This is a genomic window from Maribacter hydrothermalis (genome assembly GCF_001913155.1).
In the GTDB taxonomy this organism is placed as follows: domain Bacteria; phylum Bacteroidota; class Bacteroidia; order Flavobacteriales; family Flavobacteriaceae; genus Maribacter; species Maribacter hydrothermalis.
Map to the genome: position 1 here is coordinate 818,736 of NZ_CP018760.1, position 15,499 is coordinate 834,234.

At 33.9% G+C, this 15,499-nt stretch carries 16 protein-coding genes; 9 read left to right on the top strand and 7 right to left on the bottom strand.

Annotated features, from left to right (window positions below; all coding sequences use genetic code 11):
• The first annotated feature begins 27 nt into the window (after positions 1-27).
• The 4 genes from BTR34_RS03570 to BTR34_RS03585 are packed head-to-tail and all read left to right on the top strand — an operon-like array spanning position 28 to position 2,349.
• Positions 28-639, top strand: a complete 612-nt coding sequence (locus BTR34_RS03570; RefSeq protein ID WP_068484353.1) for an LUD domain-containing protein — start codon at positions 28-30, stop codon at positions 637-639.
• Position 640: 1 nt separating this feature from the next.
• Entirely contained in the window at positions 641-1,444 is an 804-nt protein-coding gene (locus tag BTR34_RS03575) for a phosphatidate cytidylyltransferase (protein ID WP_068484355.1), read from the top strand.
• Complete coding sequence (locus tag BTR34_RS03580) at positions 1,434-2,117, top strand: phosphatidylserine decarboxylase family protein (RefSeq protein ID WP_068484357.1); 684 nt, start codon at positions 1,434-1,436, stop codon at positions 2,115-2,117. Before BTR34_RS03575 ends, BTR34_RS03580 begins: the two co-directional genes overlap by 11 nt.
• Positions 2,092-2,349 (top strand): acyl-CoA-binding protein, encoded by a 258-nt coding sequence (locus tag BTR34_RS03585; RefSeq protein ID WP_068484359.1) that lies wholly within the window; start codon positions 2,092-2,094, stop codon positions 2,347-2,349. Before BTR34_RS03580 ends, BTR34_RS03585 begins: the two co-directional genes overlap by 26 nt.
• A gap of 7 nt (positions 2,350-2,356) precedes the next feature.
• Here BTR34_RS03585 and BTR34_RS03590 read toward each other — a convergent pair whose 3' ends face one another.
• Both BTR34_RS03590 and BTR34_RS03595 read right to left on the bottom strand, forming a co-directional pair.
• The gene (locus BTR34_RS03590; protein WP_068484361.1) at positions 2,357-3,058 is read right to left on the bottom strand and encodes a response regulator transcription factor; all 702 of its coding nucleotides are present in this window, start codon (positions 3,056-3,058) and stop codon (positions 2,357-2,359) included.
• A complete protein-coding gene (locus BTR34_RS03595) occupies positions 3,051-4,319 on the bottom strand; it encodes a sensor histidine kinase (protein WP_082960154.1) in 1,269 nt (422 codons plus the stop codon). Before BTR34_RS03595 ends, BTR34_RS03590 begins: the two co-directional genes overlap by 8 nt.
• Before the next feature lie 250 nt (positions 4,320-4,569).
• On the opposite strand from BTR34_RS03595, the gene BTR34_RS03600 reads away from it, so the two are divergent.
• A complete protein-coding gene (locus BTR34_RS03600) occupies positions 4,570-5,709 on the top strand; it encodes a protein involved in meta-pathway of phenol degradation (protein ID WP_068484365.1) in 1,140 nt (379 codons plus the stop codon).
• Positions 5,710-5,729: 20 nt separating this feature from the next.
• Positions 5,730-6,188 (top strand): hypothetical protein, encoded by a 459-nt coding sequence (locus BTR34_RS03605; protein ID WP_068484367.1) that lies wholly within the window; start codon positions 5,730-5,732, stop codon positions 6,186-6,188.
• A gap of 28 nt (positions 6,189-6,216) precedes the next feature.
• On the opposite strand, the gene BTR34_RS03610 is transcribed toward BTR34_RS03605, so the two are convergent.
• The 4 genes from BTR34_RS03610 to BTR34_RS03620 all read right to left on the bottom strand — a co-directional run bounded on the left by BTR34_RS03610 (position 6,217) and on the right by BTR34_RS03620 (position 11,027).
• Positions 6,217-6,981, bottom strand: coding sequence for a creatininase family protein (locus tag BTR34_RS03610; protein ID WP_197496158.1), 765 nt, complete (start codon positions 6,979-6,981; stop codon positions 6,217-6,219).
• A 91-nt stretch (positions 6,982-7,072) separates the two neighbouring features.
• On the bottom strand, positions 7,073-7,240 hold the full coding sequence (locus tag BTR34_RS18685) for a lmo0937 family membrane protein (protein ID WP_027067903.1): 168 nt from the start codon (positions 7,238-7,240) through the stop codon (positions 7,073-7,075).
• A gap of 140 nt (positions 7,241-7,380) precedes the next feature.
• Positions 7,381-8,265 carry a dienelactone hydrolase family protein gene (locus tag BTR34_RS03615; protein WP_068484369.1) on the bottom strand — a complete coding sequence of 295 codons (885 nt, stop codon included), beginning with the start codon at positions 8,263-8,265 and terminating at the stop codon, positions 7,381-7,383.
• A gap of 131 nt (positions 8,266-8,396) precedes the next feature.
• Complete coding sequence (locus BTR34_RS03620) at positions 8,397-11,027, bottom strand: valine--tRNA ligase (RefSeq protein ID WP_068484370.1); 2,631 nt, start codon at positions 11,025-11,027, stop codon at positions 8,397-8,399.
• 193 nt (positions 11,028-11,220) lie between these two features.
• Here BTR34_RS03620 and BTR34_RS03625 point away from each other — a divergent pair, with 193 nt between their 5' ends.
• Positions 11,221-11,613: a DUF1573 domain-containing protein gene (locus tag BTR34_RS03625; RefSeq protein WP_082960155.1), complete on the top strand. Its 393-nt coding sequence runs from the start codon at positions 11,221-11,223 to the stop codon at positions 11,611-11,613.
• 63 nt (positions 11,614-11,676) lie between these two features.
• On the opposite strand, the gene BTR34_RS03630 is transcribed toward BTR34_RS03625, so the two are convergent.
• Entirely contained in the window at positions 11,677-12,903 is a 1,227-nt protein-coding gene (locus BTR34_RS03630; protein WP_235843193.1) for an aspartyl protease family protein, read from the bottom strand.
• Positions 12,904-13,155: 252 nt separating this feature from the next.
• On the opposite strand from BTR34_RS03630, the gene BTR34_RS03635 reads away from it, so the two are divergent.
• Positions 13,156-14,346 (top strand): pyridoxal phosphate-dependent aminotransferase, encoded by a 1,191-nt coding sequence (locus tag BTR34_RS03635; RefSeq protein ID WP_068484374.1) that lies wholly within the window; start codon positions 13,156-13,158, stop codon positions 14,344-14,346.
• Positions 14,346-15,362: a UDP-N-acetylmuramate dehydrogenase gene (gene murB / locus BTR34_RS03640; RefSeq protein WP_068484377.1), complete on the top strand. Its 1,017-nt coding sequence runs from the start codon at positions 14,346-14,348 to the stop codon at positions 15,360-15,362. The genes BTR34_RS03635 and murB overlap by 1 nt, the downstream gene beginning before the upstream one ends.
• The last annotated feature ends 137 nt before the right edge of the window (positions 15,363-15,499 follow it).

Genomic DNA, 15,499 nt, shown 5'->3' on the forward strand with positions numbered 1-15,499 from the left:
AGATCTGCAATTATTTTAAAATTATAGATGGGGCTTTTAGATATTTTATTTGGTGGTGGCAAGAAGAAGGTTTCAAAAGAAACTGCAGAGACACGAGGCGACCACATGCCGGATCTAAATATTCCGGTAGATGAAAAATTTACAATCCATTTTAAACAAAACGGAGGAAAATTCATTTACTGTATTTCGGATTCTGAAATATCTGGAGCCCTACAAAGCATTATTGAAGAGAATAATTGGCAAAAAGAACCTTTCTATGTTTTAAACAAAAGGTTGGCAGAAAAATTTTCGAAGGAGGGTATAGTATTTACAGAAAAAATAAGGCAAAGTGAGGTCTTCTTTACTACATGTGAGCATTTAATTGCTCAAAATGGTAGCATTTTGGTTTGTTCTAATCAATTACATGAGAAAAAGGTAAATGAACTACCTAGCAACGTAGTTGTTTTTGCTACAACTAGCCAACTTGTAGAATCTATTGGGGAAGGTCTAAAGACCATTAAGAAAAAGTACGGTCAAAAAATTCCTGCCAATATTACGACGTTAAAACATTTTAAAGCTACCAAAGAAAACAGCGATGATTTTCTAACCTATGGTAGTAGTACTAAAAATCTTTATCTTTTACTTTTGGAAGATTTATAGTATGAAAGAAATTTTAAGAAGGTCATTAACCGGGGCTGTATACATAATTTTATTGTTGTCCGCAGTCTTTTTGAGTTCTGATGCTTTCGATTTTTTATTTATGACCTTTGGACTTGCATGCTTGTATGAATACAAAAAACTTGTAAGACTAAGAGGTTACTATATATTCGCCGCCTATTTAGCGCTATGGTGGACTTTTATTTATTTAGTCAAAGACCAACAAATTGTCAATATTTTAATGCTGATAACCATAGTTGTTGATGTTTATTTATTAGTTAATCTTTTCACTAAAAAACCAATAAAATTCAATACCGCAATGAAGTTTATAGTTGGTCTTTTTTATATCGGGGGCGGATGTATTTTTCTAACGATGATACCTTATAAAAACGATGCATTTGCCAAATTATTAATAATGGGAATTTTTATATTAATATGGGTAAATGATTCCTTCGCTTATTTAGTAGGAAAAAGTATTGGTAGAACAAAATTATTCCCATCGGTTTCTCCAAAAAAAACTTTTGAAGGTACTATAGGTGGATTTATATTTGCACTTGCAGCAGCATACTTAATGGCTACCTTTGAAGAATTAATAAGTCCAATACAATGGATGATTTTAGCAACGGTAATTGTAGTATCAGGCAGTTTAGGGGATTTAATAGAATCTAAACTTAAAAGAGCAGCAGGCGTAAAAGATAGTGGAGCTATATTACCAGGACATGGTGGTATGCTAGACCGCTTAGATAGCTTGGTATTTGCTGCACCATTTGCTTATTTAACATTAAATATTTTTAGTTATGTTTCATAGAGAGGGACAAAAAATAATCTTGTTTTCTTTTTGCTTTGTAGGCATAAGTGTAATATTGGCCCATTATTTTATTGATATATCTTGGTTAAAACTACTTATTCAATTAACGGGGCTAGCTATATTGATTATAATTCTTCAATTCTTTAGAAATCCAAAAAGAATAGCCGTAAAAGATTTTAATGAAATTTTGTCCCCTGTTGATGGCAAGGTCGTAGTAATTGAAGAGGTATTTGAAAAAGAATATTTCAAAGATAAAAGAAAGCAAGTGTCTATATTCATGTCTCCAATTAATGTACATGTTACTAGATACCCCGCAAGTGGAAGTATTACATTTTCCAAATATCACCCAGGAAAATTTTTGGTAGCATGGCATCCAAAATCTAGTGAGGAGAACGAGAGAACTACCGTTGTCATAAAAACACCAAAATTTGGTGAAATACTATATAGGCAAATAGCGGGAGCATTGGCAAAACGAATTGTTAATTACGCCGAAAAAGGTGAAAGTGTTCAACAAGGTGATGACGCAGGTTTTATAAAATTTGGTTCAAGGGTAGACTTATTCTTACCTTTAGACTGCCAAATAAATGTGCAACTGAACCAAAAAGTAAAAGGCGCAGGAACATGTATAGCCACTTTTGTTGACCCAAATGAAAAAGAAGAAACCTCACATTGAATTTGAAGAAGCCGTAGCTTATGTTAATAGCTTTACAGAACCAATACCTGCAGATGTACTTCTAAAGCTTTATGCATATTTTAAAATTGCTAATTCAAATTTCGACAACCCTGGCAGTAAAACACCCTTAATAAATGCGTTTAAAGCTAATGCGTTATTCCAAGCTAAGAATATGAGCAAAAAACAGGCTATGAAATCATATATAGAATTAGTTGGCAAAGAATTAAAATAACAAAATTTTAATTACCTGTTCGCAAGATAAAACCTTGACCGTGAATATTATCTATACAAATTTCTGGATCTTGTCCTAAATATTTTCTAAGCCTTGTTATAAACACATTTAAACTTTTTCTATTAAAGTAATCGTTATTACCCCAAAGTTTCAACAAAATATCTTTATGACTGCACAACTCATTTGTCCTCATGGCCAAAAAATGAAGTAATTCACTCTCTTTATTCGTCATGTAAATTACCTGTGAACCTATACAAAGTTCTTGATTGAGTGAATTGAAATTATAAGCACCTAATTTAAATTGGGTTGTTGTTGAAACCTCTTGTTTTGTACCCGCTATTCTAGCAAGTAAATTCTCAATCCTGATTACTAATTCCTCTTCATCAATCGGTTTTTTTAAATAATCTACCGCCCCTAAATGAAAGCCCTTTAACACATCAACCTTTAATGAACGTGCCGTTAAAAATATAAAAGGCAATTCAGGAAATTGAGTTTTTATCTGTTTTGCCAATTCAAAACCATCCATTTCGGGCATAGTAACATCCAAAATTGCCATATCATAAGCAATATTTTGTAAATGTTTTAGTGCCTCTTGAGCCCTTTTTAACCATTTTACCTCAAAATTTTTAATACGAAGATATTCGGTCAATAAATACCCAAGATCCTGACTGTCTTCGACCAACAGTAACTTATATTTCTCATTATTCATGACACAACGGTATTCTTATTAGTACGCTTGTACCCACTCCTTTTTCACTCTCTACTACAACTTTGCCATGATGTTTTTCTACTACCTTTTTCACATAACTAAGCCCCAGTCCATAACCCTCTACAGCTTCATTCTCCATATTCTTCACCCTAAAATATTTTAAGAATATTTTATCTTGATCTTCGCTATCTATTCCACTCCCATTATCACATATCTTAATCGATAATTTTCTATTCTCTACATATGCAGAAAGCGTTATCACTGGATCTTTAGCATATTTTTTTGCGTTATCAAGAATGTTGTTCAACGCATTTTCAAGATGAAACACTTCTGCTTTAATCGTATAATTACCAGTTTCTAAGTGATAGCTAAATTGCACCTTCTCCATAGAAACCAACGTTTTAAATTCATGACATATTTTTTCCACATAAGGTTTAAAATCAACATTGTTAAGTTTCAACACATTAAAGTTCGACTCCAAGCTGCCTAATTCCAATACTTTTTCTATCTGTACAGTAAGGCGATTTACTTGTTGTTTAATAATTTTCAAAAGTGGTACTTGATTTTCATTAGCTTTGTCCTCCAAAATTTTTGTAGCAAGACCTATTGAGAAAACAGGGGTCTTCAATTCATGGGTTAGGTTATTTATAAATTCATTTGTAGTTGTAATTACATTTTGTTGCCAATAATACGTTCGCAAAACCCAAATGACCGCTATACAAATACCCATAATAAACAATAAACTAGGTACGGTTAGTCCATTCAATTTAGCTAAAAAATAAGTATTTAAATTTTTGAACTGCATTTGTAGCACTACTTTAGCTCCAAATTCTTTTGGCAAATAACCGCTTAATTCTATAGGATAACTTACCATTTCCTCATCTTCATCGAACCTATTAGCTGATTGAAGGTAATACAAGGAATCCTTTGTTTGCAGCGTATAAGTAAATTCGGTTTCTATACCCGCCCTCACCAACTTTTCGGTTAAAAAATCATTTAAAAAATACTTAGACGCATCTTGAACACTCCCAACACTATCGTTAAAGTAAGATGTATCTTCCTTTAAAGCACTTACAATCAAAAACGTCAATTGATTTTTTGTTTCCAGTCCATCGGCTATCTCTTTACTTACTTCACCAAGCTGGGTGTTGAACTGAACTTTGGCCAAACTCAACCCTATTCGTAAATATTGGTATTGCACAATAGCCAAACCAATGATAGAAACTAAAAATATCGTTATGTAAATATTTCTTTTTTTCACAATGCTCCCTTAAAGAAACAGAATTATGGCGTTAAATTAACAAATCTTAATCTTTCATTAACTGCATTAACCTTTCATTAATCTTTATTGATATATGCTTAGTTATCACCTTTACTAGATTTCTATAATTTTGCGGTAGTTGAGTAATTTATTTTAATTGGAAACTATGCATTTGCATTTTTTTCAGAGTGGTCAATCCTTTGAAATGTAGGATTGACCATTTTTTATCAATAGCCAAAAACCGACCATCATGATTATCAAACTTTACCACATTACCCTATTATTTTTTTTATTTACAACATCATTTCTCACTGCGCAAGGCTGTGTAGCCATCCGTCACTTTTCTTCTTGCGTTGGCAGTAGTCTTGAAAATAATGTTTTAAACAAAGGCGATATACAATTAGGGTTAAATTACCGATATTTTAAATCTTACAGACATTTTAGAGGCACCCATGAAGAGCCGGATCGTATAACCAACAATACCGAAGTAATTAATTTTTCGCATAGCACTGATTTTTTTCTAACCTATGGTATCAGTGATCGCGTTTATACCAGTATTACCATACCTACTGTTTTCAACTCGAGATCTTCACTTTATGAACATGGTAGAAACGAACGAAATACCACTTTTTCCAGAGGTTTGGGAGACGTTCGCCTTGGCGTGGGATGGTGGTTATTACCGTTGGAAACTAACCCGAAGGGTAATATTGCCATAGGACTTGGGGTAAAATTGCCGACGGGTAATTACAATGCGTCCGATATTTTTTATAATGTTGGACTAAATAATGAACCACAGACCCGACCAGTAGACCAATCGATACAACCTGGAGACGGTGGTTTTGGATTCACGGCCGATTTTCAGTGGTATCAAAAACTTACCAACGGACTATTTTCATATGCAAGTGGTTTTTATCTCTTAAACCCAAGGGAAATAAATGGTATTAGAACATTTAGAGAAACATTAAGTCCACTTTTAGAAAATGAATCCATTATGGCAGTCCCTGACCAATATTCTGTAAGAACCGGGTTGAGCTATTCCCTAAGTCCAACCATATCCAGCTCTTTAGGAGCGCGTTTTGACTGTGTACCCGTAAAAGATTTGATAGGCGGTAACGAAGGGTTTAGAAGACCCGGAAATGTTCTCTCCATTGATCCTGGTATTGGTTTTAATAAAAGTAATTTTTCTTTAAACCTTAATGTACCATTTGCAATTCGTCGTGAACGTCCACAAAGCATTACGGATATTCAGACAGAAATACAAACCGGAAACCCAAGACACGGCGATGCAGCTTTTGCTGATTATGTTATCAATTTTGCTGTTTCTTACCGGTTTTCCTCTAATAAGGTTCCTGTTCCACCAGAATTCATGAACGAATTCAAAACTAAATAAAAACCCAAAATCCTAATTAAATGCAAAACGAAGTATTTAAAAATTTTATATTATCTAGAAGTATAGGAATAGTGTACCTACTTTTTGGAGTGGTAAAATTTGTACCACATTGGAGTCCGGCCGAACAATTGGCCGGTGAAACGATAACCATATTGACCATGGGGCTTATTCCTACTCAATTATGCCTATTACTTTTGGCATTATTTGAAACAGTTATTGGAATTTGTCTACTATTTAATTTGCAAAAAACAATCATTCTAAATTTGGCAATCTTTCATGTTTTATTCACTTTTTCGCCTTTATTCATTCTATCGAATCAAATTTTTGGAAACGAAGAAGCCGCCTTTACCTTAACAGGACAATATATATTTAAAAACATCATCCTTTTAAGTGTCTTAGTTTCCTTAAGATTAGAAGCTCCCGTTACCTCCCCGACTCATACAGTTTTAAAAACTATAAGGAAAAAAATAACCATTTGAAAATAGTTAAAAATAAATCGTTGCTATTTTATTCATATAGATCATCAATATCTGCATCACATAAATCACATAATAATTCATCCAATTTATAGCAAACATCATGGAAAAAACGTTCTCCCTTTTCTGCCGTAGCAAATTCTGGATTACCAATACCGGTGTCGCTACTTACTTTTGACCATTGTCTTTCTGCCCAAGCCCAACCTTCATTAATCGCTTGTATTTTAAAAGATTTAGAACTTCCACTACCCCATTTTTCTTTTGGCAATACCAAATCTGGTCTTAGGTATAGCATTAAACTAGTTTCCATCTCATCGGCATGGTCGCCTTTTTCTTTGAAATATAACGATTTATCGAGCATGGGTGGAAAAAAGCAAAAGCTGATGAACATTTTAGGAAACAACAGACCTAATTCTCTAACGATCGGTTTAAAATTGTTGCCACCATGACCATTAAACAATAACAATTTGTAAATACCTTGCCTATTTAAAACTGTCACTAAATCTTTTAGAATGGCCAGTTGTGTAGATGGATTAAGATTCATATCCAAATAAATATCTTTCTGTCCTGTATTCACTCCATAAGGGATTGTAGGCAGAACAATAACTTTTTTACCTTTTTCCCAAGATAATTTAGCAGCTGATTCTATCATACTCTGCGCTTGATAATTATCGGTGCCATAGGGTAAGTGATAATTATGAGCCTCTGTAGCTCCCCAAGGCAAAATTGCCAAATCTATTTGTTCATCTTTTAAGTGCTCCCAATTGGTTTCTGCAAGTATGTAAGGTCTTATCATAGTAATAAAGATACTATTTAACCATAAAAAAACCCTTGAAATTAATCAAGGGTTCATATAACTTTTGATAAAATGATTTCTACAAATTACCTTATAATACCTTTTTACCTGATATAATATTGTAAAGAATAACAATAACCGCAATTACCAATAAAATGTGTACCAAACTACCCGTTGCAAGACCAGGCACAATACCTAACATTCCCAATAACCATATAATTATACAAATAACTGCTACTAACCATAATAGACTTCTCATAATGTGTGTTTTTTAGATTGTTTATACTACAAAACTAAAAAGATTAACGCTGTAAGCTTAACTCAAATCAATTGATTACTAGCTCTAAATCAGAAGCTTCACGAAAATAAACATATTTACAAGTTTTCAAAATCAGTCCTTTACACTAACTTTTCTTTAAAAAATTCAATGGTACGTGACCAAGCCAATTCCGCTGCAGGTTCATCATACCTAGGTGTAGACGTATTGTGGAAACCATGATTTACATCTGGGTAGAAGTATGCCACATTTTCTTTTCCATGTTCATTTAACGCTTTTTCATAAGCTGGCCATCCGGCGTTTACACGTTCGTCTAGACCTGCAAATTGCAACATTAACGGGGCATTAATATTTTCTATGCCTTCCGTTGGCTGGCCTCCGTAAAATGGCACAGCAGCTGCCAAATCTGGCACTTTTACTGCCATCATGTTTGAAATCCATCCACCGAAACAAAAACCTACTACACCAATTTTTCCATTGCAACCCTCGTGATTCTTTAAATACTCAAATGCTGCTATAAAATCTTCTAGCATTTCATCTCTATCCCGTTTTCTTTGCATTTCCCTACCTTCGTCATCATTACCAGGGTAGCCACCCAAAGGGCTTAATGCATCTGGAGCAATAGTTATAAAACCTGCCAATGCCGCTCTTCTTGCAGTATCTTCTATATACGGATTTAACCCTCTGTTTTCATGAACAACTACGATACCTGGCAACTTATCTTCTGCTGATTTTGGCTTAGAAAGCAATGCCTTTATCTCGCCACAACCTTTAGCCGAATTATAGGTGATAAACCCTGAATCTAAATCCGGATTATTTTTATCTACTAAAAATGTATTCTCATAATCGGGCATTAAAAAACTCATTAACGAAGGCACCGTAATACCACCTACGGCGTACATGGATAGTTTTTGCACAAAGTCCCGTCGTTCTAGTTTATTATGCGCATACGCGTCATAGAGGTCAAATACCTCTTGCTTGATATCTTCTTTTTTTAGTGGTTTCATCTTCTCAGCTTTTTTATGTTCTATTTAAAAGTACGAAAACAACATGATTAGCTACATACTTTTAACAATTGAAAAAGCCTCATTCCCAATTAAGTAGGAAAGAGGCTTTGTTTATTTATGAGATTAAAGTATTACCCCAAACTCGCTAAACTTTTTTCTAAAGTTTCAATTTTAGCCTCAGCATCTGCCATTTTTTGACGCTCTATCGCTATTACTTTTTCAGGTGCATTGCTTACAAATCGTTCATTAGAAAGTTTCTTCTGAACAGATACCAAGAATCCTTTAGTATATTTTAACTCTTCGTTGATCTTAACGATTTCTGCTTCAATATCAATAGCTCCTTCCATTGGCACAAAGTATTCGTTACTTTTTACACGGAAGGTCAAAGCGCCTTCTAACTGCGCGTCTAAATAACTAATATCAGATACATTAGTCAGTTTAGAAATGACAACATCCCAACGTTTGCTAGCTTCCTCAGAATTTAAAACTGACAACTCCAATGCTTCTTTCATTGGAATGTTCTTGTTTTTTCTGATGGTTCTTACTCCAGCAATGACCTCAGCAGCGAAATCGAATTGAGCTATTAATTCTTCATCAATTTTACCTACCGTTGGCCATTTTGCTATTACTAATGCCTCACTCTCTTCTCTCTTTGCAATATGCTGCCAAACTTCTTCTGTCAAAAATGGCATAAAAGGATGCAATAATTTTAGGTTCTGCTCAAACAACTGAATCACCTTATCAAAAGTGGTTCTATCTATTGGTTGTTGGTAAGCTGGTTTTATAATCTCTAATAAGGAAGAACTATAATCGTCCCAAACCAATTTATAGATAGACATTAAAGCATCTGAAATACGGAACTTACTAAAATGATCTTCGATTTCTAATAATGTTTTATTCAGCTTAGACTCATACCACTCCAAACCAAGCTTTGAAGCTTCTGGTTGGGGTATATCAGCAATTTCCCAACCTTTTATTAATCGGAAACCATTCCATATTTTATTGGCAAAGTTTTTTCCTTGTTGACATAAATCTTCATCGAACATTAAATCGTTACCTGCAGCAGAACTTAATAATAGACCTACACGGACTCCGTCTGCACCATAATCTTCTATTAGCTTTAAGGCATCGGGCGAATTACCTAAAGACTTAGACATTTTTCTACGTTGCTTATCCCTCACCAATCCGGTGAAATAAACATTTTCAAAAGGTTTTTCACCTCTAAACTCATACCCGGCAACAATCATTCTAGCAACCCAGAAAAATAAAATATCCGGACCTGTTACTAAATCATTTGTTGGGTAGTAATAGTTTATCTCTTCATTATCTGGCTCCATTATACCACCAAATACACTCATTGGCCATAACCACGACGAAAACCACGTATCCAAAACATCTGCATCTTGTCGCAAGTCACTTTCTTGTAATTCTGATTTGCCAGATTTTTCTTTTGCCAGTTTTAGTGCATCTTCTAAATTAGCAGCAACAACAAAATCCTCTTGTCCGTCGCCAAAATAGAACGCTGGTATTTGCTGACCCCACCATAATTGTCTAGAAATATTCCAATCGCGAACATTCTCCATCCAATGACGATAGGTATTATCAAATTTCTTTGGGTGTAGCTTTACATCGCCACTTTCCATTACAGCCTCTAAAGCGGGCTTTGCCAAATCTTCCATTTTCAGGAACCATTGATCAGATAGTTTTGGTTCAATAACCGCCTTAGTTCTTTCTGAAGTACCTACTTTATTGATATGGGTTTCTGTTTTTACCAAAAATCCTTTTTCCTCCAGTTCTTTAGAAATTTCTTTTCGCACTATAAAACGATCTTTACCTTCATAATGCATACCAAAACTATTGAGGCTGGCATTGTCATTAAAGATGTCAATAGTTTCCAAATTATGCTTTTCTCCTAGTGCTTTGTCATTTATGTCATGCGCAGGTGTTACTTTTAAACAACCTGTACCAAATTCAACATCAACATACTCATCTTCAATAATTGGAATAACCCTATTGCAAATTGGCACAATAACCTTTTTACCTTTTAAATGTCTAAAACGTTCATCATTAGGATTTATACAAATAGCTGTATCGCCTAATATTGTTTCCGGTCTCGTGGTTGCAATAGTCACTTTCTCGTTAGAACCTTCTATAGCATAGGCTAAATAATAAAGTAACCCTTGCTTTTCTTCATAAATAACCTCTTCATCTGACAATGTAGTTTGGGCCTCCGGGTCCCAGTTTACCATGCGATACCCACGGTATATAAGTCCTTTATTGTACAGATCAACAAATACTTTTATAACACTGTCATAGCGTTCTTTATCCATTGTAAAGGCTGTACGGTCCCAATCACAAGAACAACCTAATTTTTTTAACTGTTCTAAAATTATACCACCATACTGGTGTGTCCATTCCCAAGCATGTTCTAAAAACTCTTCTCTAGAAAGTTCATTCTTATGAATGCCTTGCTCCTTAAGTTTTGCAACAACTTTTGCTTCTGTCGCTATAGATGCATGATCTGTACCGGGTACCCAACATGCATTTTTACCTAGAAGGCGAGCTCGCCTTATTAATACATCTTGTATTGTATTGTTTAACATATGACCCATATGTAAAATACCAGTTACGTTTGGTGGCGGTATTACAATACTATAAGGTTCTCTTTCATCTGGTGTAGAATGAAAGTATCCATTTTTCATCCAGTAATCATACCAATGTGATTCTGTGGCCTGCGGATTATATTTTGAAGGAATTTCCATATTTGGAACAGTTTTTGAATAATAATAAATTGGATTATTAAAAATAAAGCCGAATTGACATTCTAACGGTCATTTCAGCTGAATTTTACCCAAAGTTAAATACGAAACAAAAATAAGTAACGTTAGAGTATAACAAAAGGATTTTGAGGTTGATCTGAAAAGATTTAATTTTGACGTCCACTCAAAATTAAAAATGATGAAAAAAATAGTACTTGTATTATTTATTGGTTTGCTTGGATTTAGCCTTACAGCTCAAGAATCTGCTGCCAAAATAGAGTTTAAATCAGAGACTGTTGATTATGGTGAAATTGCAAAAGGTTCTGACGGAGTTAGGGTTTTTGAATTCACAAATACCGGAACAGCACCACTTATTGTGAGTAAAGTAAGTTCTAGTTGTGGATGTACCATACCAAAAAAACCAGAAGATCCAATTTTACCAGGCAAAACAGGTGAGATTCAAGTAAAATACGATACCAATAGAGTTGGACCAATTCGTAAAGCAATTACGGTAATTTCTAATGCTGATACCCCTACAAAGGTTTTAAAGATTAAAGGGGAAGTACAAGCGCCTAATGGAACAAAATAAGAACTAAATTTTAAAAATATTAAAGTCCAACTTTACGGTTGGACTTTTTTTTATGCCTACTTTTTATTCGAACAATGGTTTTAAAACAAAACTAAATAACAAATCATTATTATACCGTTCTACTAAAACCTTTACTCTTTTATCTTTATTATTATTCAACAAATGCATAATTTCTTGCAATTTATATCGGTGAATTCGTTTTCCGTTTACAGCTAAAATAACATCTCCTTCTTGCAAACCCGCCGAGTGTGCCGGGCTACCCGCACGAATACCGGACACAACAATTTCCGGAACCAAACTTAACCTAGTAGCACCTTGCAAAACAATTTGAACATCCCCGTAGGTTTTTTCGTTATTATAAACCACACCATTAGAATTGGCTATTCTTTCAGATACATAACGAACACCCGCATGCTGCAAGTCAATACCGCTAATATTATATTGAAATAATTTGTCAAAATTAGAATTCTTTTTAAGTATCATTCTCCTATTTTGATAATCAAATACAATATTAAATCGTTTAAACACCTCTCCACCTAGACTACCGTTTCGTCCACCAAAATCCTTAATGGTGTTAAAGGTTTCCATATCTGGAAATGCAGCCTTAGCATTGCTCAAAACAAAGTCGGCTATTTTTAAATGATGTATTTTAGTTCTCTTACCATATATATCCCCTGCAAGTCCTTTACCTAAAAAATCATCATAATGTTTCTCTGGTAATCGTATTTGTTCATCCTCAAAAAGCCATATAGCGTCACTACTACCCGTATCCATTAACATTTTAACCGGTATTTCCTGGGTTTTATTAATCATAACGCTAGCATCCAAATATGCCTTTTTTCCTATTATTGACAAATTAATTTCACGAGAATTTTTTGGCAACTTATAAGAATACATATTCGGGTCATAAAATTTAATTGATTTATTTATATAATTAATATCTACAACAAAATCTCTAAATAGATCATAGCCAATTATTCCATGTACTGGGATTCCCAAGCTTGGCGAAAAATTAATACCTGCATCCATGACCACATAAATATCTTGCGAAACATTTTTAACATCCCCTAATCTCACAAAATTACTTGTAGATTTCAATGCATTTATAGCATCCCCTTCCCCTAAACCATTAATTGTAATTTCCGTTACATTATTAAGTTGAATTGAATCTTGATCTGCTAAATTGAATAATATTGGAGTACCTACACCAGAATCTAAAACAAACGAGAGTTCCGTTCCATTAACCTCTACCGGTATAATCATTAAGTTATTAATTAATTGAAATTTCATTTTATGAAATTTCTTCCCTTTAGGCAAATGATACGATTGTGCTATACCAGAAAAAATAAAACACAATAATATAACAGGAAACAGGATTCTACTTTTATGTAACATAATCGATATGAATTAGTTAACATCTATTAAGATACATAAAATCTACATACAAAACCTATTTTTAACAGGATCCATAAATCTCAAATAAAACCTAATTAAATTGTAAGAATCATTATCATTTATCACTTTTGTGTAAAATATTATAATATGCCATCTGTTTCTAATAAAGGGCTTTCTATGCCTCAATCACCTATAAGAAAACTAGTTCCGTTTGCAGAGAACGCAAAGAAAAAAGGAGTTAAAGTAATTCATTTAAACATAGGTCAGCCAGATATTAAAACCCCCCAACAAGCATTAGATGCGGTTAAAAACAACAACATCAACGTACTTGAATATAGCCGTACCGAAGGCTCTGAAGAGTTTAGAAATAAAATTGCAGGGTATTATATTAAAAACAACATAAATGTCAGTGCATCTGAAATTATTGTAACTACCGGAGGTTCTGAAGCATTAGCTTTCGCAATGAATACCATTGCCGACTCTAATGATGAAATCATTATACCAGAACCCTTTTATGCAAACTATAATGGATTTGCTACTGCTTGTGGGGTAAAAGTAGTCCCTGTTGTATCAAAATTAGAAGATAATTTTGCCCTCCCCCCTATCGAGGATTTTGAAAAACTAATTACACCAAGAACGAAAGCTATATTAATTTGTAATCCAGGAAACCCAACAGGGTATTTGTATAGCAAAGAAGAAATACAAAAATTAGCTGCATTAGTAAAAAAACATAATATTTTTCTAGTCGCTGATGAAGTGTACAGAGAATTTACTTATGATAACAAGGTACATGCATCAATTTTAAAAGAAGAAGGACTGGATGAACATGCAATAATCATAGATTCTGTTTCTAAAAGATATAGTATGTGCGGTGCTAGAATTGGATATCTAGTTTCAAAAAACAAAGAGTTTATAGCCACCGCTTTAAAATTTGCCCAAGCAAGACTTTCACCACCCACCTACGCACAAATAGCAAGCGAAGCCGCTTTAGACACACCAGATAGCTACTTTGCGGAAGTAAAAACAGAATATGTTGCGAGAAGAAATTTATTAATTGCAGAACTCGGAAAAATAAAAGGAATAAAGATTGCTAGGCCTCAAGGAGCTTTTTACTGTATCGCCGAATTACCGATTGAAGATGCTGATCATTTTGCGCAGTGGTTATTAGAGGATTTTAGAGTGGATAATGAAACTGTAATGGTAGCACCTGCTGCTGGTTTTTACGCTACGGAAGGTTTAGGTAAAAACCAAATTAGAATTGCTTATGTTTTGGACCAAGCTAGTTTAAAAAGAGCTGTTCGTATTATTGGTGAAGCACTTAAAAGTTATAAAGGATAATGACAATTCTTGAGCACTTTTCATTAAAAAATTACAATACATTCGGTATAGATTCAATCGCTAGATATTTTGTAGAAATAGTTTCTATTGAGGAGTTGCGAGATATTCTTAGCAATAAAGAGTATACTCGTAAAATTCTTTTGGGAGGTGGTAGCAACATGCTTTTGACCGATTCTATAGATGCTCTTTTTATTCACGTAAACATTAAAGGCAAACATATTATTTCAGAATCTAACGATACTGTTCAAATACAGATAATGGCCGGTGAAAATTGGCACGATATGGTCATGTGGACCATTGAAAATGGGTTTGGCGGTCTAGAGAACATGTCATTAATTCCTGGAAACACTGGCACTGCACCCATACAAAATATAGGTGCTTATGGTGTTGAATTAAAAGATTGTTTTGTTAGTTGTAATGCCATAAGGATTGAAGATCAAAAATTAATTACGCTAACAAAGGAAGATTGTGAATTTGGGTATAGGGACTCTTACTTTAAAAACGAAGGCAAAGATAAATATGTAATTACTTCTGTTACTTTCTCTTTAATCAAGGAAAACCATACTATTAATGCCAAATATGGTTCTATTGAAGAGCAATTAAAGAATGACTGCGTTACCAACCCAACGATAAAAGATATTTCTAATGCAGTAATCGCTATTCGACAAAGCAAATTACCCGACCCAAAAGTATTAGGCAACAGTGGTAGTTTTTTTAAAAACCCTATAGTTTCTAAAGAAATATTTGATACGTTTATCGCAAAAAATCCCCAAGCACCATATTATAAAATTTCAGAATTAGAATATAAAATACCTGCAGGATGGTTAATTGAGCAATGTGGATTTAAAGGAAAACGTTTTGGTGATGCCGGTGTACATAAAAACCAAGCCTTAGTCCTTGTTAATTACAATAACGCAACAGGAAAAGATATTCTAGACCTCGCAAAAAAGATAATTGAAGAAGTTAAACATCAGTTCCAAATAACAATTAGCCCAGAGGTGAATTTAATAAAATAACCCCTGTAAAAAATTACAAGGGTTATTACCAAACCAAACCAACCAAAACAAAGTGGGCAGTTACCAGCCGACCACTTATTTTATATATATTTTCATAAAACGCTTCATTAACAATCAATTTTATAATTTAGCGTTAA

Excerpts from the sequence above, each read along its gene's own strand:
- BTR34_RS03600 (WP_068484365.1), top strand. The coding sequence starts at position 4,570 with ATGATTATCAAACTTTACCACATTACCCTATTATTTTTTTTATTTACA.
- BTR34_RS03570 (WP_068484353.1), top strand. The coding sequence starts at position 28 with ATGGGGCTTTTAGATATTTTATTTGGTGGTGGCAAGAAGAAGGTTTCA.
- murB (WP_068484377.1), top strand. The coding sequence starts at position 14,346 with ATGACAATTCTTGAGCACTTTTCATTAAAAAATTACAATACATTCGGT.
- BTR34_RS03620 (WP_068484370.1), bottom strand. The coding sequence starts at position 11,027 with ATGGAAATTCCTTCAAAATATAATCCGCAGGCCACAGAATCACATTGG.
- BTR34_RS03575 (WP_068484355.1), top strand. The coding sequence starts at position 641 with ATGAAAGAAATTTTAAGAAGGTCATTAACCGGGGCTGTATACATAATT.
- BTR34_RS03580 (WP_068484357.1), top strand. The coding sequence starts at position 1,434 with ATGTTTCATAGAGAGGGACAAAAAATAATCTTGTTTTCTTTTTGCTTT.
- BTR34_RS03630 (WP_235843193.1), bottom strand. The coding sequence starts at position 12,903 with ATGAAATTTCAATTAATTAATAACTTAATGATTATACCGGTAGAGGTT.
- BTR34_RS03605 (WP_068484367.1), top strand. The coding sequence starts at position 5,730 with ATGCAAAACGAAGTATTTAAAAATTTTATATTATCTAGAAGTATAGGA.
- BTR34_RS03615 (WP_068484369.1), bottom strand. The coding sequence starts at position 8,265 with ATGAAACCACTAAAAAAAGAAGATATCAAGCAAGAGGTATTTGACCTC.
- BTR34_RS18685 (WP_027067903.1), bottom strand. The coding sequence starts at position 7,240 with ATGAGAAGTCTATTATGGTTAGTAGCAGTTATTTGTATAATTATATGG.
- BTR34_RS03625 (WP_082960155.1), top strand. The coding sequence starts at position 11,221 with ATGATGAAAAAAATAGTACTTGTATTATTTATTGGTTTGCTTGGATTT.
- BTR34_RS03635 (WP_068484374.1), top strand. The coding sequence starts at position 13,156 with ATGCCATCTGTTTCTAATAAAGGGCTTTCTATGCCTCAATCACCTATA.
- BTR34_RS03585 (WP_068484359.1), top strand. The coding sequence starts at position 2,092 with ATGAAAAAGAAGAAACCTCACATTGAATTTGAAGAAGCCGTAGCTTAT.
- BTR34_RS03610 (WP_197496158.1), bottom strand. The coding sequence starts at position 6,981 with ATGATAAGACCTTACATACTTGCAGAAACCAATTGGGAGCACTTAAAA.
- BTR34_RS03590 (WP_068484361.1), bottom strand. The coding sequence starts at position 3,058 with ATGAATAATGAGAAATATAAGTTACTGTTGGTCGAAGACAGTCAGGAT.